At 70.6% G+C, this 24315-nt stretch carries 17 protein-coding genes and 1 pseudogene; 4 read left to right on the forward strand and 14 right to left on the reverse strand.

From position 1 onward, the window contains the following. Positions 1 to 54: 54 nt before the first annotated feature. Entirely contained in the window at positions 55 to 699 is a 645-nt protein-coding gene (locus AC3ETA_RS27355; RefSeq protein ID WP_432195556.1) for an NADPH-dependent FMN reductase, read from the reverse strand. A 273-nt stretch (positions 700 to 972) separates the two neighbouring features. Between AC3ETA_RS27355 and AC3ETA_RS27360 the strand changes: the two genes are divergently transcribed. Beyond that, entirely contained in the window at positions 973 to 6597 is a 5625-nt protein-coding gene (locus tag AC3ETA_RS27360; protein ID WP_432195557.1) for an amino acid adenylation domain-containing protein, read from the forward strand. A gap of 90 nt (positions 6598 to 6687) precedes the next feature. Here AC3ETA_RS27360 and AC3ETA_RS27365 read toward each other — a convergent pair whose 3' ends face one another. Further along, a complete protein-coding gene (locus AC3ETA_RS27365) occupies positions 6688 to 7470 on the reverse strand; it encodes a thioesterase II family protein (protein WP_432195558.1) in 783 nt (260 codons plus the stop codon). A 223-nt stretch (positions 7471 to 7693) separates the two neighbouring features. On the opposite strand from AC3ETA_RS27365, the gene aroF reads away from it, so the two are divergent. Next, a complete protein-coding gene (gene aroF / locus AC3ETA_RS27370; protein ID WP_432195559.1) occupies positions 7694 to 8782 on the forward strand; it encodes a 3-deoxy-7-phosphoheptulonate synthase in 1089 nt (362 codons plus the stop codon). A gap of 96 nt (positions 8783 to 8878) precedes the next feature. On the opposite strand, the gene AC3ETA_RS27375 is transcribed toward aroF, so the two are convergent. The 6 genes from AC3ETA_RS27375 to AC3ETA_RS27400 form a co-directional block, all read right to left on the reverse strand. Next, positions 8879 to 9469 carry an anthranilate synthase component II gene (locus AC3ETA_RS27375; protein WP_432195560.1) on the reverse strand — a complete coding sequence of 197 codons (591 nt, stop codon included), beginning with the start codon at positions 9467 to 9469 and terminating at the stop codon, positions 8879 to 8881. Further along, positions 9466 to 10974: an anthranilate synthase component I family protein gene (locus AC3ETA_RS27380; protein WP_432195561.1), complete on the reverse strand. Its 1509-nt coding sequence runs from the start codon at positions 10972 to 10974 to the stop codon at positions 9466 to 9468. Before AC3ETA_RS27380 ends, AC3ETA_RS27375 begins: the two co-directional genes overlap by 4 nt. A 137-nt stretch (positions 10975 to 11111) precedes the next feature. Next, positions 11112 to 12524 (reverse strand): phenylacetate--CoA ligase family protein, encoded by a 1413-nt coding sequence (locus AC3ETA_RS27385; RefSeq protein ID WP_432195562.1) that lies wholly within the window; start codon positions 12522 to 12524, stop codon positions 11112 to 11114. A gap of 67 nt (positions 12525 to 12591) precedes the next feature. Beyond that, positions 12592 to 13248 carry a flavodoxin family protein gene (locus tag AC3ETA_RS27390; RefSeq protein WP_432195563.1) on the reverse strand — a complete coding sequence of 219 codons (657 nt, stop codon included), beginning with the start codon at positions 13246 to 13248 and terminating at the stop codon, positions 12592 to 12594. Between the two features lie 87 nt (positions 13249 to 13335). After that, complete coding sequence (locus AC3ETA_RS27395; RefSeq protein ID WP_432195564.1) at positions 13336 to 15024, reverse strand: helix-turn-helix transcriptional regulator; 1689 nt, start codon at positions 15022 to 15024, stop codon at positions 13336 to 13338. 744 nt (positions 15025 to 15768) lie between these two features. After that, positions 15769 to 16077 (reverse strand): hypothetical protein, encoded by a 309-nt coding sequence (locus AC3ETA_RS27400; protein ID WP_432195565.1) that lies wholly within the window; start codon positions 16075 to 16077, stop codon positions 15769 to 15771. A gap of 335 nt (positions 16078 to 16412) precedes the next feature. Between AC3ETA_RS27400 and AC3ETA_RS27405 the strand changes: the two genes are divergently transcribed. Continuing rightward, positions 16413 to 16691: a transposase gene (locus AC3ETA_RS27405; RefSeq protein WP_432195566.1), complete on the forward strand. Its 279-nt coding sequence runs from the start codon at positions 16413 to 16415 to the stop codon at positions 16689 to 16691. Between the two features lie 361 nt (positions 16692 to 17052). On the opposite strand, the gene AC3ETA_RS27410 is transcribed toward AC3ETA_RS27405, so the two are convergent. Both AC3ETA_RS27410 and AC3ETA_RS27415 read right to left on the reverse strand, forming a co-directional pair. Further along, positions 17053 to 18171 (reverse strand): fatty acid desaturase family protein, encoded by a 1119-nt coding sequence (locus tag AC3ETA_RS27410; protein ID WP_432195567.1) that lies wholly within the window; start codon positions 18169 to 18171, stop codon positions 17053 to 17055. Between the two features lie 7 nt (positions 18172 to 18178). Next, on the reverse strand, positions 18179 to 19234 hold the full coding sequence (locus tag AC3ETA_RS27415) for a ferredoxin reductase (protein WP_432195568.1): 1056 nt from the start codon (positions 19232 to 19234) through the stop codon (positions 18179 to 18181). Positions 19235 to 19320: 86 nt separating this feature from the next. On the opposite strand from AC3ETA_RS27415, the gene AC3ETA_RS27420 reads away from it, so the two are divergent. Beyond that, a complete protein-coding gene (locus tag AC3ETA_RS27420; RefSeq protein ID WP_432195569.1) occupies positions 19321 to 20460 on the forward strand; it encodes a PucR family transcriptional regulator in 1140 nt (379 codons plus the stop codon). A 470-nt stretch (positions 20461 to 20930) separates the two neighbouring features. Here the strand turns inward: AC3ETA_RS27420 and AC3ETA_RS27425 are convergent, their stop codons facing one another. From AC3ETA_RS27425 to AC3ETA_RS27440, 4 genes and pseudogenes are all read right to left on the reverse strand, one after another. After that, positions 20931 to 21851, reverse strand: a complete 921-nt coding sequence (locus AC3ETA_RS27425; protein ID WP_432195570.1) for an SCO1860 family LAETG-anchored protein — start codon at positions 21849 to 21851, stop codon at positions 20931 to 20933. A 420-nt stretch (positions 21852 to 22271) separates the two neighbouring features. Continuing rightward, positions 22272 to 22736: a zf-HC2 domain-containing protein gene (locus AC3ETA_RS27430; protein WP_432195571.1), complete on the reverse strand. Its 465-nt coding sequence runs from the start codon at positions 22734 to 22736 to the stop codon at positions 22272 to 22274. Further along, a pseudogene (locus AC3ETA_RS27435) lies at positions 22733 to 23233 on the reverse strand (RNA polymerase sigma factor). The gene AC3ETA_RS27430 and the pseudogene AC3ETA_RS27435 overlap by 4 nt, the downstream one beginning before the upstream one ends. Positions 23234 to 23503: 270 nt before the next feature. Then, positions 23504 to 24130, reverse strand: coding sequence for a GyrI-like domain-containing protein (locus tag AC3ETA_RS27440; RefSeq protein WP_432195572.1), 627 nt, complete (start codon positions 24128 to 24130; stop codon positions 23504 to 23506). Positions 24131 to 24315: the final 185 nt, after the last annotated feature.

A 24315-nucleotide genomic window follows, 5' to 3' on the forward strand; every position in this document is an offset into this window, starting at 1 on the left:
ATAGGGCGGACGGCCGGGGACATCCCGAAGGCGCTGGGTTCTCCGGTCCGGCGGTCAGACGGCGGCGCCGCGGCGCTGTGCGGCGAATTCGGCGACCTGACGGCCGACGGCTTCCAGCTGGGCGGCCGTCTTCGGGTCAGCCACCGATCCGTCGGGGCCGAACACCGGCCCGCTGGTGTTCACGGCCACGCCCAGCGGGGTGGGCCAGCCGCGCAGGGCGTGGACGATGGAACGCAGGCCGGTGAGGACGGGGGCGGCCTGGGAGCCTCCGGCCGTCACCACACACCCGACCGCGCGCCCGTCGAGATAGGGGCGGGCGTCGTCCCGGAGGTCCTCGATGTAGTCGAGAGCGTTCTTGACAAGGCCGGATACGCCGCCGTGATAGGCGGGCGAGCCCAGGATCAGGCCGTCGGCGGCGGCGACTGCGGCGAGCAGCCGGCGGGCGGCGGGCGTGCGTTCGCTCGACGTCGGGTCGAACAGGGGGAGCCGTAGCTCCTCGGCACCGAGCAGAAGGGTGTCCGCACCCGTGCGGGCCGCCCCGTCGAGCGAGGCCCGCAGGGCGCGCTCGGTCGATGACCCCGACCGGTGCGTTCCGCCCAGGCCCAGCACGAACGGGCGCCTCGGGTCCCGGGGACTCTCCGCGACACCGGCCACGCCTCGTCTGGTTGTCGCGGATGTTCCCGTGCCGATCGTGGTCACTTCACCACCTCCATGGCTTTTGGCGACGGCAGGGAATGTAGGAGGAGGCAGTTAGCGCGTGGTTACGTCGCCCCGGCGCGTTCTCACCCGGCCGTTCCCCGGTCCCTTCAAACGCCGCGCACAGGCCGTGCATAACCGGTCTCTAACCCGCCCTTTTCTAAGGTGCGCGTCTATCCGGCCGGCGTTCGGGCGGACAAGTACCCGAATCGGCGCCGGAACCAGGATCGTCGTAACCGGGCCTCACAGATGAGTTATTCGAGGGAGGGCGTTATCGTGCTGCCGGAACACATGGCATGGCGGGACCGGATGTCGGACGCGCTGGGCGGGCACCCGGACGGGGAGCCGGAAGCGGCCCTGACGGTGACGTGCGCGATCGGCCCGGACCCGGTAGCCGCCGTCGCCGTGCTCGCGGCGCTCCTGCACCGCTGCACCGGCGACCCCGAACAGGTGATCGCCCTGCGCCGGGCCGGACTTTCGGAGCTGGTGCTGGCCGTACCCGTCGACGCCGCGGCACCGGTCGAGGAACTCGCCACGAAGGTCCGGGAGTTGGTGGCGGCCGGCGCCGGCAGCGACGTGGTGCCCCAGGCGTGCGTGACCGACGCGCCCGCTTCCGGACCGTTGGCGCCGGGCGCGGACCTGGTGCTCTGCACGACCGACGGCACCCTGACCGCAGGCGGTTTCCTCGCCGGCACCGAGCTGCGCACGGCGGCGACATGGCTGGGCCGGCTCGCCGAGGCCGCCGAGGCTGTCCCCGCCACTCCCGTGGGCGCGCTGCCCCTGCTGGACGAGACCGAGCGCCGCGCACGTCTGGCGGCAGCCTCCTGCGCCGGGCAGCCCGAGGTGACACCGGACGGTGTGTCCGACGTCGCCCGAGCCCCGTACTTCCACGAGGCCGTGGCCGCCGCTGCCCGGCGTGACCCGGAGTCGCTCGCCGTCGCCGACCCCCGCCTGCGGCTGACCTACGGGGAACTCGACGCGCTGGCCGGGCGCCTGGCCGGGCGTCTGGCCGGGGCGGGCGTGGTGGCCGGCGACCGAGTTGCGCTCCTGCTGCCCCGTAGCGCCCGCCATCTTCTCGCCCAGCTCGCCGTCCTGAAGCTCGGCGCCACCGTCGTGCTCCTCGACCCCTCCCAGCCCGCCGAGCGGCTGTCCCGGCTGATCGCCGACAGCGCTCCCGCCGCGGTCGTCACCGCGGGCGGAGCGGCCCCGCACCACTGCGTCGAGGTGAGCCTCGAAGACGACACTTGGCAGCAGGCCGAGCCGTACACCGGTGAGGCTGCCATCACCGACGACTCGATCTGCCACCTGGTCTTCACCTCCGGCTCCACCGGCACCCCGAAGGCCGTCGCCCAGCGGCACGGAGCGTTGCGCGCCCTGGTGCGCACCTTGGCCGAGCAGACCGGCATCGATGCGTCGGCCCGCGGCACCTGGCTCTCCCCGCCCGGCGTCGGGCTGCTCGTGGTCGACTGCTTCCCGTTGCTGGCAGCCGGGGCGACGGTGCTGATCCCGGATCCGGACGTCGCGGGCCACCCGGAGACGTTGCGCGACTGGCTGCTGACCGAGAAGGTCACCCATACCTTGGTGCTGACCGCGTTCGCCGAGCGGCTGTGGCCCCTGTCGTGGCCCGCCGACGGCGCTCTGCGCAGCATGAGGCTCGCCGGCGAGCGGCTGAGCTCCTGGCCTCCCGACGAACTGCCGTACGAGGTGCTGAACGTCTACGGTTCCTCCGAGGCGACCGTCGTCGCCACCGGCAACCTCACCCGCACCGCCCGCAGCCTCACCCCCGCCGAGCGGGCCCGCCGGCTGCCCCCGATCGGCACCCCCGCACCCGGAGTGCATGCCTACGTGCTGGACGCCGGACACGGCCCGGTGCCCTACGGCGTGCCTGGCGAACTGTTCGTCTCCGGCGTGTCGCTGGCCGCCGGATACCCCGACGACCCGGCCGCGCACGCCGAGAGGTACCTGCCCAACACCGTCCCGGGCGACCCCGACCCGCTGCTCTACCGCACCGGAGACACCGCCCGCCAGTGGCCGGACGGCACCCTGGAGATCGTCGGCCGCGCCGACCACGAGGTGAAGATCCGCGGCTTCCGCGTGCACCCCGGCGAGGTCGAGTCGGCCCTCGCCGCGCTGCCCGAGGTCGGGTCGGCCGTGGTCACGGCCCGCGAAGACATTCCTGGTGAGCGGCGCCTCGTCGCCTACATCGAGCCCGTGCCCGGAGCCGCGCCGCGCGGTTGCGAACTGCGCGCACTGCTCGCCGACCGGCTGCCGCAGTACATGGTCCCCTCGGCCTGGGTGGTCCTCGATGAGCTGCCGCTGTCCCGCAACGGCAAGGTCGACCGCGCGGCGCTGCCCGCCCCCGGCCGCGAACGCCCGGACATCAGCGCCGAGTTCACCGCCCCGCGCGACGAGACCGAGCGCGCGCTCGCCGCCCTCTGGCGCGACGTCCTGGGCCTGGACGAGGTCGGTGTGCTGGACGACTTCTTCGAGCTCGGCGGAGACTCGCTCGCCGCGATCCGCCTGGTCACCCGCGTCTCCCAGGAGACGGGCGTACCCTTCGCCCTGTCGCACCTGGCCGCTGCCACGCACGTGCGGGCCGCCGCCGCCCGCCTGGCCGAGCTCGGCGACTCCCACGGCCCCGACGAGCTGCCCGTGCTCGCCCCGGCCGGTGACGCCCAGGCGCCCTTCCCCCTCACCGAGGTGCAGCAGGCGTTCTGGATCGGCCGCGGCTCGGCCGTCGACTTCGGCAACGTCGGATGTCACGGATACTTCGAGTGGGAGCGCGAGCAGCTCGACCCCGACCGCTTCCGCCGGGCCTGGCAGCGGCTGATGGAGCGGCACGACATGCTGGGCGCGGTGATCCTGCCCGACGGCACCCAGCAGGTGCCGCCAGGGCTGGACGGGGACGGCATCACTGTTCTCGACCTGCGGGGCAGCGACCTGGAGCAGGCCGAGGCCGAAGTGCTGCGGGTCCGTGAGGAGATGGCGCACCAGGTCCTGGACGCCCACCGCCGGCCGCTGTACGACGTACGGCTGTCGCTGATGCCCGACGGCCGGGTCCGTCTGCACATGGGCATCGACCTGCTCATCATGGATGCCTGGAGCTGGTTCCAGGTGCTGCTGCCCGACCTGATCGACTTCTACGAGCACCCTGAAGTCGAACCCGAGCCGCTGGAGGTCACCTTCCGCGACTACGTCGTCAGCTCCCTGCCCGCCCTGGAGGAGTCCGAGCGCTACCGCGTCGCACGCGAGTACTGGCTGTCTCGGGTGCCCGACCTGCCCCCGGCCCCCGACCTGCCGATGCTCGCCGAGCCCGAGGGCGAGGTCCGCTTCGAGCGTTTCGCCCACTCGGTGGACGCCGAGCGCTGGCAGCTGCTCAAGGACCGCGCGCAGCGCTCCGGGATCACCCCCTCCGGTGTGCTGACCGCCGTCTTCTGCGAGGTGGTCCGAGCCTGGTCCGCCAATGACCGCTTCACCATCAACTTCCCGCTGTTCGACCGGCTCCCGGTCCACCCGCAGATCGACCGGCTGCTCGGCGACTTCTCCAACACCCTCATGGTCGCCGTGGAGAAGACCGACGGCACCTTCCTGGAGCGGGCCCGCTCCATCCAGCAGCAGCTGTGGCGCGACCTGGAGCACCGCCACTTCAACGGCGTCGACGTGCTGCGGCAGATCAGCCGGTTCCAGGGCGCCTCCCTGCGCCCGGTCATGCCGATCGTCGTCACCAGCCTCCTCGGCCACCCGCCCAGGCAGCAGGCGTCCGCGCTCGGCCGGGAGACCTACGGCGTCTCGCAGACCCCCCAGGTACTGCTGGACGTGCAGATCCGCGAGATCGACCGCGCCCTGCACTTCAAGTGGGACCACCTCGCGGCCCACTTCCCGGCCGGGATGATCGAGACCATGTTCGGCGCGTACGTCGCTCTCGTCGACCGGCTCATCGACGACGAGGCCGCCTGGGGCCACGAGAGGTTCGCCCTCGTCCCCGAGGCTCAGCTCCGCCGCCGCGCCGAGGTCAACGCCACGGACGCCGAAGTCCCCGACGGGCTGCTGCACGAACTGCTCGCCCGGCGCGCCGAGGCCGACCCGGCAGCGCCCGCCGTCATCACCAGCGGCCGCACCCTCTCCTTCGGTGAGCTGTACACGGCCGCCAACCGCATCGGGCACGGTCTGCGCACGGCGGGAACCCAACCCGGCGAGCTGGTCGCGGTGGTCATGGAGAAGGGCTGGGAACAGTACCCGGCCGTCTACGGCGCCCTGACCGCCGGCGGCGGTTACCTTCCCGTCGACCCCGGTCTGCCCCGCGAGCGCCTCGCGCACATCCTCGCCACCGCCGGCGTGCGCACCGTGCTCACCCAGCCCCGGCTTGCCACCCGGCCCGGCTGGCCCGAGGGCGTGACGGTGCTCGCCCTCGACCCGGAGCTGTCCGCGTTCCCGGCGGACGCCTCGCCGCTGGAGAGCGTCCAGCGGCCGACGGACCCGGCGTACACGATTTTCACCTCGGGCTCGACCGGCATCCCCAAGGGTGTCGTCGTCGACCACCGGGCCATCCTCAACATGATCAGCGACGTCAACACCCGCTTCGACGTCGGACCGGCCGACCGCGCCTTCGCCGTCTCCGCGCTGCACTTCGACATCTCCGTCTACGACGTCTTCGGCGTGCTCGCGGCCGGCGGCGCGGCGGTCGTCCCCGGCCCCTCCGAGTACCCCGATCCCGGGCATTGGGCCGACCTGGTCGAGCGCACCGGGGCCACCTTGTGGAACTCCGTGCCCGCGCTGATGGAGATGCTGGTCGACCGGGTCGAGCAGTCGGCCGGACCGGACCGGCACGCGCTGCGCTCGCTGCGCAACGTGATGATGGGCGGCGACTTCATCCCGCTGCCGCTGCCCGGTCGCCTGCGGGCGCTCGCCCCCGACGTGTCCGTGCTGAGCGTCGGCGGGCCCACCGAGACGGCCTGCTTCTCGATCCTGTATCCCATCGACGCCGACGCGATCGACCCGCGCTGGGCGAGCATCCCGTACGGGTTCCCGATGACCAACCAGCGCTACCACATCCTCGACGACCGGCTCGCCCCCCGGCCCGACTGGGTGCCCGGCAGGATGGTGGTCTCCAGCGAGGTCGGTCTCGCCCACGGCTACCTCGGCGACGAGGAGCAGACCCGCCGCAGCTTCCTGACCCTGCCGTCGGGCGAACGCGCCTACGACACCGGTGACCTCGGCCGGTACCGCGCGGACGGCGCCATCGAGATCCTGGGCCGCCGGGACTTCCAGGTGAAGATCAACGGCTACCGGATCGAGCTCGGTGAGGTCGAGGCCGCCCTGGAACGTCACCCCACGGTCCGCTCGGCCGTCGTCACCGCGCCCGGCGGGGGCGGCGCCCGCCGCCTCGTCGCCTTTGTGGTGCCCGCCGCGGACGCCGCCGCGGTGGACACCACCGCCCTGCGCTCCTTTGCCGGGACGTGGCTGCCGCCGTACATGGTGCCCGGCGACATACGGGTTCTTGATCGGCTTCCGTTGACCGGGAACGGCAAGACGGACCGCCGCACGCTGGCGCGGATCGCCACGGAGGAGGGCCCCGAGAACGCTGTCGCCGACGTGTCGGCGCCCGACGGTCCGCTCGAACGCTACGTCGCGAGCGTCTACGCGCAGGTGCTGGGTCTGGAACGAGTGGAAACCGGAGACGACTTCTTCCACCTCGGTGGCGACTCGCTGACCGGCACCCGGCTGGCCGGCCGGCTCACCGGGGCCATGGGCACCGAGATCACCCTGCGGGAGGTGTTCGGCATGCCGACCCCGGCGTCGCTGGCGGCCGTCATCGCGGCCAGGCCCGGCCAGGGCGAGAGCGCGGTGTTGCTGGCCGAGGCACTGATGGAACTGGATGCCGTCGAGGCCCGGACGGGCTGACCCGCGGCGGAGGGCACGCACGCGGCCGGGGCCAGGGGACTCCTCAGAGCCCCCTGGCCCCGGCTGTTCAGGGGCGCTGTACCGCCGTGCTCAGGCGAGTGCCCTGCCGAACCGTGCGAGATCGGCGGCGACTTCCGCCGCCGGCTCCGCGGGACGCTCGGTGAGGTAGAAGTGCCCGCCGTCGAACATGCGGTGCCGGAACGGCCCCGCGGTCAGCTCTGCCCAGGCCGTGAGGCCGGCCACGGAGGTCTCCTGGTCCGCGCGCCCGCCGTACGCGGCGACCGGCACCTCCAACGGCGGCTCCGGGCGGTGGCGATAGGTCTCCACCACGGCGAAGTCGGCTCGCAGGGTGGGCAGGAACATCTTCAGCAGCTCGGGCTGATCCAGCAGTTCGCGGGGGAGGCCCCCGTAGTGCGGCAGTCGTGCGGCGAAGGCGTCGTCGTCCAGGCTGTGCATCACCGCACGGCCGGTCCGGGGCCGGTGCGGGGCGTCGAGCCCGGACACCAGCAGGCTGTCGGGCATCCGGGCGCCGCGCGCCCGCAGCAGCCGGGCCAGCTCGAAGGCGACCAGCGCGCCCATGCTGTGCCCGAAGAACGCCAGCCGTTGTCCGGGCGCCGGGTCCAGATGCGGGGCCAGGCCCTCGGCGAGGTCGAGCAGCAGAGGTTCCAGCGAGGCGTGCGCAGGCTCGCTCCAGCGCCGTTCCCGGCCCGGAAGCCGCACTATGCGCAGCTCCGCGCAGGGGAGAAGCAGTTCGGCGAGGTGCCGGTAGGCGGCGGCGCCTGCGCCCGCATGGGGGAAGCACAGCAGCCGCACGGGTGCACCGGCCTGCGGGCGGGGCACGAGCGTCCAGGGATCTTGTACGAGGGGCGACATGGGGACTCCGATGCGTCGGACGGTTGGAGCCGATCCGTACGCCGGCGCGGTTCGCTCCCGGTTATCCGCGCGGCCCGGTCCCGGCCGCCTGCGCACGTAACCACGGTTTATCCGCCCGTAACTACGGTGCGGCGCATGGCCGAGGGGCCGCGTCCTCGCCCTTCGCCCACGGCGGTGCGTCACCGTGCCACACCTTTACGATCACGTAGGGAGACCGATAGACGTGCTCATCATCTCTTTGGACGCCATGAACGCCGATCAGCAGAGCAGGGCGGCCGCCCGGCTGGTGGACGCCGGATCGCAGATCCGGGCGCACACGCCCCGGTTGTTCTCGACCACCGGTGACCGCGCCATGGTGGTCGCCGCGCTCGGCGACCTGGCCGAGTCCGCCGGACTCACCGACATCCCGGCGGCCTACCCGCACTCGGCCCGGTTCCCCGGGCAGGGCACCACACAGGTGCGGCTCGGCCGGGCCGGTGCGACGGCGTCGGTCGGCGGCACAGGCTTCACGGTGATCGCCGGGCCCTGCTCGGTGGAACACCGGGAGCAGATGCTCCAGGCCGCCACCGCCGTGCGGGAGGCGGGCGCCCACGCACTGCGCGGCGGTGCGTACAAGCCGCGCACCAACCCGTATTCCTTCCAGGGCCTCGGCCCGGTCGGCCTGGAGCTGCTGGCCGAGGCTCGCGATGCCACCGGCCTGCCGGTCGTCAGCGAGATCGTCGATGTCCGGGACGTCGAACTGATGGCGGCCCACGTCGACGTCTTCCAGGTCGGCGCACGGAACATGCAGAACTACACCCTGCTGCGCGAACTGGGGCGCGCCGGACGCCCGGTGCTGCTCAAGCGGGGCCTGGCGGCGACCGTGGAGGAGACCCTCATGGCCGCCGAGTACGTCCTCGACGAGGGCAACGGCGATGTCGTGCTGTGCGAGCGTGGCATCCGTACGTTCGAGTCCTCCTACCGCTTCACACTCGACCTGGCGGCGCTGACGGTGTTCAAGGAGCGCACCCACCTGCCGGTCATCGTCGACCCCAGTCACGCGGCGGGTCTCACCGACCGGGTGATCCCGCTGGCGCTCGCCGCAGCCGCGGCCGGCGCCGACGGGCTGATCGTGGAGAGCCACCCCAACCCGGCGGAGGCGCTGTGCGACGCGGGCCAGGCGCTGCCGACCAGAGCGCTGGGCGAACTGATGGGCCGGCTGGAGTTCGCGGTCGCCGCAGCGGGACGGGCCCTGGCCCCGCCCCCGGCCGGTGACGTCGCCGGGAGGGTTGCCCACGGGACCCCGGTGCTCGCGGGTGACGCTGCGCGCTGACGGGCCGTAGTGCCCGTACACGGGACGGCCCGGAGGCGGAGAAGGACCACCTTCTCTCGCGTCCGGGCCTGTCCGGTCCGCCGGGGGAGGAGTCGGTCAGCCGACGGCCCGGTGCACCCGTCCGTGCTGCCGCACGAAGTTGCCGAACAGGGTCATGCCCTGCTCGGTGCAGACACTCTCCGGATGGAACTGCACTGATTCCAGAGGTAGTTCACGGTGCCTGAGACCCATGACCAGACCGTCGTCCAGCGAGCGCGCGGTGACCTCCAGACAGTCCGGCACCGACGCCTCCTCAACGACGAGCGAGTGATAGCGGGCCACCCGCACCAACTGCGGCACGCCCTTGAACATGCCGATGCCGTCGTGCTCCAGCGCGCTGGTCTTGCCGTGCATGGGGCGCGCCCGGCGCACCTCGCCCCCGTAGGCCAGCCCCAGGGCCTGGTGGCCGAGACAGACGCCGAGGACCGGGATGCGGCCCGCGAACTGCTGGATCAGCTCCACATGCCCGGAGACCGCCGGATGGCCGGGGCCCGGGCCGAGCACCAGCAGATCCGGGTCCATCGCCTCGACCGCCGCGTGGTCCAGATCGCCGGAGCGCACCACGACCGGACCGGCGTCCAGTTCGAGCAGGTAGTGCCGGATGATGTGGACGAAGCTGTCGTAGGCGTCGACGACGAGGCTTTTCACGACAGGAGTTCCTTTCCGGTGACGGCCCAGTAGGCGGCGCTCATCTTGGCGAGGGTCTCGCGCCACTCCCGGCCGGGCACCGAGTCGGCGACGATGCCGGCCGAGGCGCGGGTGCGGTAGCGGCCGTCGGCGTGCAGGAGGGTGCGGATGCACAGCGCCAGGTTGACGGAGCCGTCGAAGTCCAGGAGACCGACCGAACCCGCGTACCAGCCGCGGCGGCTGGACTCCATCGACTCGATGATCTCCATGGCGCGCAGCTTGGGCGCGCCGGTCATGGTGCCGGAGGGGAACAGGGCGCGTACGACGTCGTAGCCGTCCGCCTCGCCGACCCGCCCGGTCACCGTCGAGACCAGGTGCAGGACGTGGGAGTAGCGCTCGACGCTGAACATCCCGCTCTCGGCGAGCGTGCCGCGGTCGCAGACCTGTCCGATGTCGTTGCGGCACAGGTCGACCAGCATGATGTGCTCGGCGATCTCCTTGGGGTCGGCGAGCAGCCCTGCGGCGGCCGTGTCCGGGGCGGTGCCGCTGCCCGGCCGGTGCGGCAGGGTGCCGGCGATGGGCCGCATCACCAGCTCGCCGTCTTCCACCCGCGCGAACAGTTCCGGGCTCGCGCCGATCATCAACTGACCGGCGACCGGGGCGAGATAGCTGTACGGCGACGGGTTCGACGCCCGCAGCCGACGGTAGACGTCCAGCGGTTCGACCGTGCTGGTCACGGTCAGCTCGTGGCCGATCTGGATCTGGTAGACGTCGCCGGCCGCGATGTGCCCGAGGCAGGTGTCCACCCGCTGGAGGTAGTCCTCGCGCGTGGTGTCGTCCCGGCATGTGAAGCCCGGCACCTCGGGCAGCGGCGCCCGCGCGTCGGCGTCGGGCTGCGGCAGCGTCTGCAGCAGGTCCTGGATCTCCTCGCAGGAGGGGCCGGACCAGGCGTCCGATCGGTGCAGGAACAGCTCGCTGACGCCGGTGGCGAGGTCGGTCCGGATCCGCCCCTGGTGCAGCACCAGACAGATGTCGGGGACCTCGGCGTCATCGGGGGCGACCGCGATCAGCCGGGGCAGCTTCTCGACGTAGTGGATCGTGTCGTAGCCGAAGAAGGACAGGAAGCCGAACTGCTGCGGTGCGTCACCGCTGGGCGCCGCGAAGCGATCCTGGACGGCGCGCAGCATGTCCCAGAGCAGATCGGGGCGTTCCAGTACCCGGTCGGTCCCCTCCTCCTGCAGGAAGCCGTCCGCCGCGGCAAGGGCGGCTGCGGCCACAGCGGGCTCGCCGTCGAGGCGCACTGCACCGCGCCGTACGGTGACGGTCAGCAGGGGCCGGAATCCGAGCATCGCGTAGCGGCAGTCGGCGGCCGGGCCGCCGCGCGATTCGAGGAGGAACGCGCCCTCGGGGCCGAACTTCTCGGTCAGCCGCTGCCAGGCGGCCACCAGATCGACGGCGGAGGCGGGGGACCGCTCGGTGGACACGGTGATCCGGGGCGGCGCGGTGGCCGGCGCGGATGCGGGCATGGGTCACCACCTTCGTGGTTCGGGCACGGTCCGCCGGGCAGGGCGGCCGCGCGCAGGGGGAACGGGCACGGGGCCGAGGCGGGAAGCAGCTGTGGCAGGCTGCCCTCCGCCCCGGCCCCGTCGCAGGCGCCGGGTGGTCAGCTCGTGTGGACGTAGCGCCGGGCGACGCGCTGGGCGGTCTCCACGTCCGGGTCGTGCTCGACGCGGGTGTCCTTGACCCGGGCGGCCTTCCAGCTGACGTAGGCGCCGGTCTGGGTGATGGGGTCGAGGTCGGGATCCACGACGACCTTGGCGGGAACGTTGAGCCGCTCGCGAATGCGCTGGATCATGCCTTCGGCGATCACCTCGGTCGGACCGCTGATCGCCTCCAGCATCTCCAGGTGGACGGTGACCTCGTCGCCGCCGTCGGCGTCCTTGCCGATGACGACCTGGTAGCCGAGGCAGCCTCCGACACCGTCGAGCAGGGCGGCCTCGATCTCCGCCGGACGGAACTTGCCCTCGCCCAGGGCGATGCGGTCCGGCACCCTGCCGATGACCTGGATCTCGGGTCCGGGCAGCCCGCAGCCGCAGGTGTTGGGTCCGATCGTGGCCAGGTCGTTGGTGCGGTAGCGCACCAACGGCTTGATGTCGTCGACCAGCATGGTCAGCACCAGCTCGCCGGTTCCCTCCTGGCCCAGGCTCTCGCCGGTGTCCGGGTCGACCACCTCCGCGAGGTAGTTCGGCCTGGACAGGTGCATTCGGCCGCGGGAGCAACCGGTCGCGACGACCATCAGCTCCTGGGTGCCGTAGAGGGCGGGCAGTGCGTCAGCGCCCCAGATGGATTGCACGTTGGCCGAGAACTCGGGGGTGCAGATCTCGCCGAGCACCAGGAACAGCTTGACGTTGAAGTCCTTGCGCGGGTCGAAGCCGTTGTGCACGGCGGCCTTGGCGAGGTTGGCGCACGCGGCCGGGGAGCACATGATCACGTCGATCTCCAGGTCCCGCATCAGCTCCAGGGCCTTGCGGTAGCCGACGCGCTGGGACTCGGGCCAGATCTTGGCGTGGCACGCCCCGATCCGGGTGACGACGTCACCGAAGGTGTCGCCGAAGGAGTACAGCTCGGAGGGGCCCATCAGCCCGATCACCGGCTTGCGGTCGCCGAAGTAGTGCGTGAACAGGTTGCGCAGTGACTTCTCCAGATGGATGTTGCTGCACGCGATGTCCTTGGGCCCGCGCGGGCACGGCGTGGCCGGGCCCGTGGTGCCGGTGGTCTCGTAGTAGATCAGGGCGTCGCGCATGTCGCCGCTGAGCATGTCGTGCAGCTCGCGACGGAGATCGGCTTTGGTGGTGAACGGCAGCACGCCCATGTCGTCGGGGGTGACCCGCTCGATGTCGATGTCCCGCAGGTGGCGGCCGTAGAACGGAGAGTTCTCGGTGACGTGCCGCAGTACGGTCGTAAGCCGCTCGGCGTTCCAGCGCTTCCACTCCTCGTCTGTCACCTCACCGCTGTAGTAGCGCTCGTTGAAGCTCTGGAATTCGCCCAGCGACGCCCGGGCCTCGTGCGTGTTCAATCTGTGCGTCCTTTCACTGGGACCGGCCGGAGGCCGTGCGGATGGGGTGTCGGGGCGGGTGCGGTGCTCAGGTCCCGGCCCGCTGGCGTTCGTTGAGCGTCTGAGGGGAGAGGGCGTCGTGTCCGGTGAGCGCGCGGTGCTCGCGCAGCAGACGGATCATGTCCACCATGCGGTCGAGCATGGCGCGGACCATGTCCAGCCCCTCGGCGTCGCCGCTTTCGACCTCGCCGCTGTAGACGATCGGCGGCATGCCGCTGCCGACCAAGATCATCCGGTTGAGCAGGGCGTTCTTCACGAGGTGCGAGTACACCTCGGTGTGGCTGTAGCGGCGGCCGGTGACGATGACTCCCGCCACCTTGTTGGCCAGCGGGCGCGTGAAGCGCAAGTGGCCCACGCCGGCCCGCTCGATGAAGCCCTGCATGAGCGCGGCCGTGCCGAAGCCGTGCACCGGGGTGGCGTAGAGGATGCCGTCCGCCGCGATCATCCGCTGCACGATCGAGGCGACGTCGTCGTCGAGTGCGCACGGCAGGGGCCGGACGTTGCAGTCCCCGCACGGGCCGCACGGGGTCACCCGTGCTCGTCCGAGGTGGACCACGTCGAGTACGGCTCCTCGGGCGACGAGGATCTTCGCGGCGTGGTCCAGGACATCTGCCGTGTTGCCACTGGGGTGCTCGGAGCCGCTGACGGCCAGCACCGTGATCGGCTTCTCCTTCGTCTCCTTCACACGAGGTCTCCTGGTCTGTCCGGCGATCCCCTTCGCTCTGACGGGATCTGACGCGGGCGACGCTAGGCAGCACCGGTTCCCCGGTGGTTACGCGTCGTGGACGGGGCCGGCGCCGCGGGCCGGCCCGGGGGCGGCCGGCCCGGAGCGGACGCTGCCCGCCAGCTCGACCCGGGAGCGCACCCCGAGCTTGCGGAAGACGCTGCGCAGATGGAAGTTGACGGTGTGCGGTGAGCGGAACAGGCGCTCGCCGATCTCCCGGTTGGTCAGGCCCCGCGCGGCCAGTTCGGCGATGGAGCGCTCCGTCTCGGTGAGGGAGGCCCAGCCCGTGCGCCGTGGGGCGGACTCCGGGTTGGGGAGGCGCCGCCCGCCGGCTCTGGGACGCGTGACGACCGAGACGGGGGCGAACGGCGGGTCGTCTGCCTCACCCGGATGCCGGCGCGAAGGTGCGGCGTCGCGGCGGGCACCGGGCGCTGTGTGGTGGCGTAAGGACTCCTTCAGGGTGGTGTGCGCGGCCTCGTCCGGTCCGGCCCGCCGACCCCGTGGGCCCGGGCCGTCGTGGGCGGTGGCATTGATCGTGACGCTGTCCTCGGCGCGGTCGGCAGCCACCGCTCGGGTACAGTCCACCGAACACGCCCGGTCAGGGCCCGCCAAGGCCGGCGACGACGCCCGGACCTGGTCGGCGGAGGGCCATCCCGGCCGGCCTGCCGGGGAATTCGCCGGACCCCCTGCGGGAGGCAGCGGCTGGGCCGAGAGGCACACGGCGGGTGCGCCGTCCTCCGCGGCGGCCAGGTACCTCCGGCCCGCTTCCAGGTGCATCAGCCGCAGGATCGGCACGGGCATCGCCTCCTGCAGGGCCTGACGCACCAGATCATGCCGGAATCGCAGGCTGTACTCGTCGTGCTCCTCCAACAGTCCGATGTCCAACGCATCCTGCAAGCCCTGGCAGACGTGCACCACGGCCAGGCCGGTCATCCGCACCACATCGCCGGGGACGAACGTGTTGCCCAGCACGGCCGCCGCACGCAGGGTGCGCAGGGCTTCGCAGCCGACGGCCAGCAGTTGTCGCCTCACAAGTTCGTGCACTCGCCGAGGCAGCCGCCGGGAGACCAGACGGACGATGCCGGACTCGACCGAGGTGCCCTTCTCCTCGACGAGGCCGAAGACCAACTCGCTGAGCAGCCCGGGATTGCCGCCGGCACCCTCAGCCAGGGCCAGTACGTCCCGCCCCGGGGTGGCACCGAGGCCGTCGCGCACCAGATCCGTCACAGCGTCTTCGTCCAGCCGGCCGAGCGCGATCCGTTGGGCGCTCCGGTGCTCGTCGGCCCCGCCGGCAAGCGGGTACGCGTCGGTGCCCCGGCGAGCCAGCAGCCACAGGGCCGGCTGTGAGGCGTACCGCACGAGCAGCGACTCGAGAGACGCTCCCGGTGCCAGGTCCGTGCAGCGCACGTCGTCGAGAGCGACCAAACAGGGAGAGGGGTCGTCGTCGAGGAGCGCCCGCACATCGGCGGCCAGGGAGGACTGCGGGTTCCAGGAGGCACCGGTCCAGTGCGGGACCGTCGGTACGAGGCTCCTCGGCCCGGCTGGTCCGAGCCGTGTCGCCCACCGAGCCGCCTCCGCCAGGAAGTGACTCTTGCCGCTCCCCGAGACTCCCTCCACGAGGACGACTGCGCTGCGCCCGGCTATGACCTGCTCCAATGCCTGAGCGAACACCGACAGTTCTTCGTCCCTGCCATATGTTCTGGGTAACCGTGAAGGCACGCGAAACGTATTGATCATGGGTGATGGCTCCAGTGGTGCTCTTCGGGTCGGCCGCCGGAACTTCCGGCCCTCGCCCGAGGGGACGGACTCAGGGGTTCTCAGACCCCATGGCGAGAACGAGCGTGGTGAACGTCATCAGCGCTTGTGGTACGAGCCGGGCGCACCAGGTGCGCCAGCGGGTATGCGGAGAAGGTCCGTGCTGACCAGCCGACAGTCAGACCTGCCACCCGGTCCCGACAGGACCCGGTCCGCCGCATGAGTCGTCTGGTGAACCAGCAGATGTGAGCGCGTTCTGCCGACGCGGACTCCGCAGGGAGGCGCCGGCTCCTGCCAGGTGCGGCACAGCAGACCCGTACGAACGATCAGTGCCTCGCCCAGCGCCCGGCAACGCGTGCTCGGCCCGGGACACAGTGGCGCTGCAGACCGGGTACTGGTGCTGCGGCCAGAGCAATCCTGGGGCGACCGACCGGTGTCCGGAGCGGAAGTCGAGCAGCTCATCCACGTGAAGCCCTTGGGTTCGACGCCGTCACCATGGGAAATTCGCGTCAGGGATCGCTGCGGCGGGCAATCAAGACCCCACCCGGCGGGGACGCCGGCGGGGGCCACGGACCCCTGTGCGATAGGGCCGTGGCCTGCACCGCAGCGAAGATGTCCGTGACGGCCGCCAGCCGCCGCCATCGCGCCCCTGGCGCGAAAGGAGTGCCGGCATTCAGCCGAGATGCCATCGGCGGGCAGATTGGAGGACGCCGCCCGCGAGATCGATCAGACTCTGCTGCGCCTGCTCGCCGCGGGACTGAAGGATGAAGCCATCGCCCGGTGCTCAGCCTCGATCCTCCAGTTGCCGTCCGCGTTCACGGTGAACGTGATGTCGCCCCGCACGCGATGGCTGCTGTCACTCGTCTTGAGGCGGACCGACCGGCCCTCCGCCGAGACGTGCTCGGTCGTGGCGTTGGCGTGTGCGGGAACCGTTCCCAGCCGCAGGGAGCCCAGCCCTGCCCCCGTCGCGATCAGCAGCGCCAGCCCCCGGCGAGTCCGGGCCTGGCCGGACATCCTGGTGTTGTCGAGTCGCATCCTTCTGTCCTTCTCCCTCGCGTGGCCCCGTGTCTGAAGCGAGTGCCGGGCCGGCGGAGATGCCTTCACAGCCGCTCCTCGGCCCGGCACCGCTCAAGCATCAGCCCTGTCGGTATGTCAAGGCTTGGTGGAGGACTGAGGCTCGCCTGAGGACGAGCTGAGGACGGGCTGCGGGTGCTTTGCTCAGTCGGCGAGCCGGATTGATCGGGGTGCGTGTGAATGCGTTGCGGCAAACCGGATCTCGTTCGAGTATGAAGCTTCCCCTTGATCGCGGACACGTGGACACCTGGACACCTGGAGACTGGGACGTGTGAGCCCAGAGGAAGCAGTGCCGGGTGGCAAGTAAGTACACGAAGCGGTACTCGGAGGAGTTCAAGCGGGACGCGGTCGCGCTCGTGGCGCCGTCGGGCCGCACGGTGACCGAGGCCGCCCGGGAACTGGGTATCAGCTCGGAGAGCCTGCGGGGCTGGGTGAAGAAGGCGTACGGCACCGGGCAGACCGGAGCGGGGACGTCGGTGGCCGCCGGTAGCGGGCCGGACACGGCCGAGCGGGAGGAGCTCAAGCGGCTGCGCAAACTCGCCGCCGCAGGCAGGCCAGGACAATCGCGGCCCTGACGACGAGTGGACCGAGGGCCGCCGCTACATGGGACTCGACCTGCCCGCCAAGGCCCGCCGCCACCCGATCGAGTCAGAAAACGACGACACCGTCCTCCCGACCGAACTGTCTGCATAGCCTCAAAACGAGATCACCGAGTGACCGTTGATACACCACTCCCGCGGACGTGACCGCGTCGACGGAGACCAAGGTATGTGCTGAGCCCCCTGGCGCGCGTTCAGGCAGCGCAGCCGGACACCGGGCTGCCCGGATCCCGTGTCGTACGGTCTGGTGTGGCGGCCGCCCATCGTCCGCAACAGATCTCACCGAGCCCGACGGTGCCGCCGGGTTCGGTCGAGAGGTCTCAACCAAGACCGGGGATCAGGCCGCGACGAGCTCCTGCTCGCGGTCCGGCGTCTTGACCTTGGGCTTCTTGTTCGGCAGCGAGAGCCGGAAGACCTTGTGCCACGCGGAGAACACCTGCTTGGGCAGCGGCCCGGTGACGTACTCCAGCTCGTACTTCTCGAACAGCGCGCGCACCTTCACCGCGACCTCGGCGTACCGGTTGCTCGGCAGGTCCGGGAACAGATGGTGCTCGATCTGGTGCGAGAGGTTGCCGGTCATGAAGTGCATGGCCTTGCTGCCGCTGATGTTCGCCGAGCCCATCATCTGGCGCAGGTACCACTGGCCGCGCGTCTCGCCGTTGATCGACCGGCGCTCGAAGACCTGCACGCCCTCGGGGAAGTGCCCGCACATGATCACCGAGTGGGACCAGAGGTTGCGGACCAGGTTCGCGGTGAACGTGGCGGCGAGCGTGGTGAGGAACGACGGGCCCGACAGCAGCGGGTGGATCACGTAGTCCTTGAGCACCTGCTTACGGATCTTGCGGCCCACGGCCTTGGCTCGCGCTCGGAACTCCGGGTTCTTGCGGCGGCGCTTGTGCAGGTTCTTGCCGAGCTCGAGGTCGTACGCTGCGATGCCGTACTCGAAGAAGCAGGCGTTGATGAAGTTCCACAGCGGCTGCCCGAGGTGGATCGGGTGCCACCTCTGGTCCTCGTCGACGCGCATGATGCCGTAGCCGAGGTCGTTGTCCTTGCCGATCACATTGGTGTACGTGTGGTGCAGCTCGTTGTGCGAGTGCTTCCACTGGTCGGACGGCGAGACGTGATCCCACTCCCAGGTGGTGGAGTGGATCTTCGGGTCCCGCATCCAGTCCCACTGGCCGTGCAGAACGTTGTGACCGATCTCCATGTTGTCCATGATCTTCGCCACGGACAGACCGGCGGTGCCGATCAGCCACGCGGGCGGGAAGAACGAGAACAGCAGCACGCCCCTGCTGACCAGCTCGAGCTTGCGCTGCGCCGAGATGACCTTGCGAATGTAGGCGGCGTCTTTCTCGCCGCGACTGGCGAGCACCTCGTCGCGGATCGCGTCCAGCTCGCGGCCGAGCTCCTCGATCTGCTCCGCGGTCAGGTGCGCGGTGGGGTCGATGGCGGTCAAGGTGTTCCTACCGTTCGATGTCGCAGGGGCCCGCGGCGGCGGACACACAGGTCTGGATGAGGACGCCCGGTTCGGCCTCGGTGATGTCGCCGGTGCGCAGGTCGCGGACCGCACCCGCCTTGAGCGGGGTGACACAGCCGAAGCAGATGCCCATGCGGCACCCGGAGGGCATGAGCACGCCGGCCTCTTCGCCGACGTCCAGCAACGGCGTGGCGCCGTCCGCGTCGACGGTCTTGCCGGTGGTGCTGAACGTGACCTCGCCGCCGTCGCCGGCGACGACGATGCTCGGGCGGAAGCGTTCGGTGTGCAGGCGCTCTGGGACGCCGTGCTCGGTCCAGTGCTCTTCGGCGGCGTCGAGCAGGCCCGCGGGCCCGCAGGCCCAGGTCTCGCGCTCGGCCCAGTCGGGTACGAGTTCGTCGAGCCGGGCGATGTCGAGCATGCCGTCTGTGTCGGTGTGCACCTCGGTGAGCTGCAGCTTCTTGTCCGCGACCAGGTCGTGCAGTTCGTCGCGGAAGATCACGTCGTGCGGCTGCGGCGCGCAGTGGACCATGACGACGTCGTCGAATTCGGTGTCGCGCAGCATGCCCATGACGGGCGTGATGCCGCTGCCGGCCGTCAGGTAGAGCACCTTGGCGGGCTTGGCCTGCGGCAGCACGAAGTCACCGGCCGCCTGGTCGAGCTGGATCAGCGTGCCCGGTTGCACCTTGCGGACCAGATGGTTGCTGACCTTGCCGTCCGGGATCGCTTTCACGGTGATCGAGACGCGGCCGTCCTTGCGGTTGGCCGGCGAGGTGAGCGAGTAGGCACGCCACAGGCGCACCCCGTCGACATCGACTCCGATCCGCACGTACTGACCGGCCGTGTGGCCGCGCCAGCCCCGCCCAGGTCTGATCACGATGGTCGCGGCGTCACCCGTCTCGGGGCGCACGGCCTCGATGCGTCCCCGCAGGTCAGCGCCCGCACGCAGCGGGCTGACCAGGTCGAGGTAGTCAGACGGCAGCAGCGGCGTCGTGACCATCTCCAGTAGTTTCCACGCCCTGCTGCGGAGGGCTGTACTCGTCATGGCTTCAGCTTGCTGCGCCTCAGGGCGTAAAGTCCTGACCGCAGGACGTAAATCTTGCCTGCTGAATTGTTCGCAGGGAATAAAACATGAGCCATGTAATCCGGAGGGCCAGTGAGCTGGCCCTGGATGAGACGACGGTCACAGTACTTCGGGCCGGGCTGAAGGCCACCGCCGACGAGGTCGTCCAGGCGATCATCGACGAGGTCCCTCCCTACGCAGGCGCCCTCTCGGGCCACATGGGCGCCACCATCCGCCGAGCCGTCCGCACCGCCCTCGGGCACTACCTGGACCTCGCGAGCGGGAACGCCACGGGCGTCGACGGCGGTGACGCGGCCTACGAGCTGGGCCGCGGCGAGGTCCGCGACGGCCGTTCGATGGACGCCCTGCTCAGCGCCTACCGCGTCGGTGCCCGGGTGGCCTGGCGATGCCTGGCAGCGGGTGCCGTACCCGCCGGTCTGCCCGCCGCCGAGGTCGCCAAGTTCGCCGAGCTGACCTTCGCCTACATCGACGAGCTCTCCGCCGCGAGCGCCGCGGGCCACGCCGACGAACTGGCCGCCCGGGGCAGGGATCACGAGCGCCACCTCGAGCACCTGGCCCGCGACCTCCTCGCCAGTGCGAGCCCGGACGTACTGCTGGTCTCTGCTCAGCGGGCCGGGTGGCAGCCCCCGGTCTCGCTGACCGCGGTCCTCCTGCCCGCCGCCCAGGCCCGGCCTGCCTACCGCACGCTCGACCCGAGCACCCTCGTCCTCGACGATCTGCCGGACGCCACCGGCGTGCTGCTCGTCCCCGACGCCGACCGATCACACCTCTCGCGGCAGCTGACCGACCGCACCGCCGTGGTCGGCCCGGCCCGGCCATGGACCCGTGCGTCCGCCTCGTACGCACGAGCCGTACGCGCCCGCTCCCTCTCCTCCGATATCCGCGACACCGAGGACCACCTGCCCGAGCTGGTGCTCAGCGCCGACGCGGAGGCGTTCGCAGACCTGCGCGCCCGAGCCCTCGCACCGTTGCAGACCTTGCCTGTCGCGACCGCACGGCGACTGGAGGAGACGTTGCGGGAGTGGCTGCTGCACCAAGGCAGGCGCGACGAGGTGGCGGAGGCATTGTTCGTCCATCCCCAGACAGTCCGGTACCGGATGTCGCAGCTGCGGGAGCTGTTCCCGGATCTCGCATCGCCACACCGGGTCCTCGAACTGACGCTGGCGCTCGGACTTCGGGTCGGCTGACGCATCCTTCGACCGTCCACGACAGCGTCCGCAAGCAGTCCAGGAATCGCACCTCGCTCTCGGTGCCACCAGCTGGCTCATGCGACCCGGGGAACAGCGGCATCAGCCATCTGAGACCGGGGGCTGATACGAAGACCGGACAAGGCCTCGGGAAGCCCGTCGGGGGCGCTGTCTCAGTCGCTCACCACGACATTGAACTCCTCGGTGTACCGCTCCAGTACTTGCTTCCCACCTGGCGCTACTTCCTCTGGAACCTCAGGCCCCGGTCTCCAGGTGTCCACGGTGAAGGGGAGGGCCCAACAGCCAACGCCACCTACCCCACATGATCAGAACCTCCGAATCGCTCCCGGCTCCGAGCACGCGGGGCAGGTCCGGGATGGCCTTGCCGGGCGCCGGTACGGGCACGGTCCGCAGGCCACTCGACGATCCAAGGAGCCTCCATCCCTGGCTGCATCACCGTTCGCATGGTGTCAAGGCTGCCTGCGGCTGCGCGCACGGGTGAATGCGATGGCTCCACCGCCCACGGCGACGAGGCCGGCTCCTGTTGCCAGGATGTAGGGCGTGACGGCGTTGCGGCCGGTCTTCGCCAGGTGGTTCTCCTTGGCATGTGTGACCGCGGGTGTGATCGACTCCGTGGCGGACCGGACCGGGCTGTTGGACGCCGGCCGCGGAGACCGGCAGGTGGCTTCTGCCAGGGTCACGGTGCCCTCCACTTTCTCGACGCCCAGCCTCAAGGGGTCCACGGATACCTGCAGTCGGAGTGAGGTGGCGGCGGCCGTGCTGCTGGTCAGCTCCTTGTGGGACAGGGAAAGCCGGACTGTGCCCACGCCCGGGGTCTCGATGGTGACGGTGCGGTCGGGCGCCAGCGAGACCTGCTCACCCAGGGCGGTGATGGGGCCCAGCACCTCGGACTCGGCGGAAGGTTCCTCTCCGGAGACGCAGATTGCCGCTGCTGTCACCTCTTCGACCTCGAGCAGAGACAGCACGGGCAGCCCGGGCAGATGGACCCGGGCCCGCACGAGGTGGGATGAGCCTTCCGCTCGGCCCTTGGTGACGTCGGCTCTGGCCATGGCGGCGTCCGCCTGCAGTAGTTGGACCGGGCGATCGCCGTTGACATGCTCGAGAGCGACGTCGAGGGTCTTCTTCTCGGCGGTTGCGGGCGCCTGGACCTCGTTGAGCGAGGCCCGCAGGGGTACTGGTCCAGGCAGCCCGATACTGGAGACGTCCAGCGCGGCGCGGAACGCTGCTGCGGTGGCGCTGCTCTTGGACTTGTCGGTGGCGGGCCCTGTGGCGGCTTCGGCCGTGAGAGTCGGGTTGGCCACGAAGAAGCCACAGGCCGCGAGGGCGGCGAGGCAGCGGGTGGATCCAGTCAGAGGCGGAAATCCGGTCAACGTTCGTTTCCTTGCACACGATGAGGTGGTGTGGCGCCGCCGCTGCCTGCCGGGAACCCGGCGGGCGGGCAACAAGGCTCCATCCTGCTGAGACTGGAGCGACAAGTCGGGTGACACGCGGAGGATTCACCGCAAGGTAGATGTCTCGTCCCCCAGTTCGAGCCGTGGATCTTCCCAGTCGGCTCGGTCGCCAGCATCCAGTGACTGATGCCGTCATGATCGCAACGAGTGTCGCTGAACAGTCAGGGGATCGAGCCGGGCCGAACCGGTTGGCTGGTGCCCACACCACGAATGCCTACGTCGTTGTTCTGATCGGGAAGGTCGCCGGTTGGCCTGGGGAATGACCCGGCCGGTGGATGTGAGCGTGGTTCGTCGTGACCGTAGCCACCACCGAACCGTTCGTGCTGATCGATCCGGCCGTCAGCCCGGGCGGGCACGGCACCTCTCTGACGATCCGGCCGTCGTCGAGGCTACGAATGGCCAGCCAGCGCCTGTCGGGGACCTGTTGGGCTCACGGTCCGCACTGGTCAGCCCTGAGGGGCTGAAGAGACTGGTGGCCGGGCTCGTTCGGAAAGAGGAGTTCCTGCTCGATGTGACCAGCCACGGCATCGTCGGAGTCATCCACCTCGACAGGCGGGCCGACCAGGGCCGTCGGCGCGGCATCGTGGCGGCGACCGCCAACTGGTGTTCGAGGTCTGACCACACGGTGTCGACCAGCGAGGCCACGACGGGCGCCCCGGCACCGACTGCGGCGGACAGCCGGTCACGGCACGCCCGGCACGTCTCCAGATGGGCCTCCACGGCCCACACCTCGTCGGCGGCTAGGTCCCCCCCGCCACGCGCATACACCTCGATGATCCGCATCGACGCGTGTTCCACACTCATGCCAGCGCCCTCCGCATCGCGATCCGGGCCTGGCGGGCCCGGGTCTTGACCGTGCCCTCGCGCAGCGCGAGCAGGACCGCGGTCTCCCCGACGGACAGCCCGTCGAGCACCATGGCCTGCAGCACCTGTCTCAGTTCCGGTGCGAGGCATCGCAACGCGTCCCCGACATCACCGCCGACGGCCGCGGCGAGTGCCTCCTCCTCGGCGGCGGGCGCCGCGTCGGCCAAGGCTGCGGCCGGCGGCTCCGCGTGATGAGCCCGGCGGCGGAACGCGTCGACGAGACGGCGCGCCGCGATTGTCCACAGCCACCCGGTGGCCGTCCCTCCGACCGCGGCCCCGGCGAACGCACCCGCCGCACGCCACACCGCCAAGTAGGTCTCCTATATGACCTCGGCGACGATCTGCTCGTCCCCGCACCGGCGACGCGGCCGCACCGCCATCCACGGCGACGTCCGCCGGTACAACTCCTCGAACGCGGCACGGTCGCCTGACGCCACCAACCGGACGGGACGCTCCTCGTCCAACTCGTGCAGCGCTGCTCTGACTGATCTCACACCCGCTCGACGCCCGAGCCGGTTCGCCGGTTTTCTCCCCGAAGTGATCCCCGTCACATGAAGTAGGGGTGCTGGTCCACTCGAGCGAGCACCGCGCTCGGGACGTCGTTGCCCGGCCCGTCGCCTCGGCCGGCTGCCAGCGCTGTCCAGGCAGGTTTCACGCTGGTGAGCGAGTGATCGGATGCCTGGATGTCCCGGACACGCCGACGTCGCTCAATCGGTTTTCGCTTCTACGGGTTGCCGAAGAATCGTCCTGAGCTTCGCGGGATCAGTCCTGCGCGGGTCGCTGAGGTAGATCTCATGGTGCAGCCCCGCCTCCCGCAGATTGTTGGCGGGCAGGTACTCGCGGTGCAGCCTGGTCAGAATCGGCGTCTCGTCGTCGTAGGAGCCGATGTGGAGGACCTGGGCGCTGGTGCCCTCGTGCAAGGTCTCCGGCCGGACGTCCGGAACAGCCGGCAGGTTCTTCTTGGCCAGGGCGGTGCGCTTGGTGTCTTCGATCATCTCGCTGGTGATCCAGTCGGGGATATTGATGAGCAGCCGCCATCGCCAGTTCTCCTTGAGCCTGGCCAGGAAGTCGTTCATGTCGTCCGCCCACCACAGCCCCTCCAGCGGGCCCACGACGAAGTCCTTGCCGAGGTTGCCCTTGCTCGCGAACTTGGCGGTGTAAGCGACCGCGTAGAGCGCCTCGACCGCGTGGCGGTACGCGGCGCTGGTGTTCGGGTCGCCGTGTCCATCGATGGCGAGAAAATGAAGCTCCGGGATATCTGCGAGTTCCCAGTCAGTGTTCCGGGGCGCATAGAACTGCTTTAACTCGCGCTTGACGTCGTACTTGGCGGTCATCGGGTCTCTCCTTCGTGGATACCCCGGCCTTCAGGCCGGGGAGGAAACGAAGTTCCTGCGGAGCGGGGCAGGGAAGGCCGGTTCGCCGCCAGGGCGGACCGGCGTTTATCATCGACCGGCCGATACCTGCCATTCACACGGGAACTGATACAATGTGAGGTGTGATGCGGCAGGTCAAGCGGGCG

Source organism: Streptomyces sp. bgisy027, assembly GCF_057710365.1.

What these genes read in the sequence shown, in the direction of transcription:
- AC3ETA_RS27400 (WP_432195565.1), bottom strand. Translation starts at nt 16,077, where the DNA reads ATGCGACTCGACAACACCAGGATGTCCGGCCAGGCCCGGACTCGCCGG.
- AC3ETA_RS27415 (WP_432195568.1), bottom strand. Translation starts at nt 19,234, where the DNA reads ATGACGAGTACAGCCCTCCGCAGCAGGGCGTGGAAACTACTGGAGATG.
- AC3ETA_RS27365 (WP_432195558.1), bottom strand. Translation starts at nt 7,470, where the DNA reads ATGTCGCCCCTCGTACAAGATCCCTGGACGCTCGTGCCCCGCCCGCAG.
- AC3ETA_RS27380 (WP_432195561.1), bottom strand. Translation starts at nt 10,974, where the DNA reads ATGCCCGCATCCGCGCCGGCCACCGCGCCGCCCCGGATCACCGTGTCC.
- AC3ETA_RS27420 (WP_432195569.1), top strand. Translation starts at nt 19,321, where the DNA reads ATGAGCCATGTAATCCGGAGGGCCAGTGAGCTGGCCCTGGATGAGACG.
- AC3ETA_RS27430 (WP_432195571.1), bottom strand. Translation starts at nt 22,736, where the DNA reads ATGAGTGTGGAACACGCGTCGATGCGGATCATCGAGGTGTATGCGCGT.
- AC3ETA_RS27440 (WP_432195572.1), bottom strand. Translation starts at nt 24,130, where the DNA reads ATGACCGCCAAGTACGACGTCAAGCGCGAGTTAAAGCAGTTCTATGCG.
- AC3ETA_RS27395 (WP_432195564.1), bottom strand. Translation starts at nt 15,024, where the DNA reads ATGATCAATACGTTTCGCGTGCCTTCACGGTTACCCAGAACATATGGC.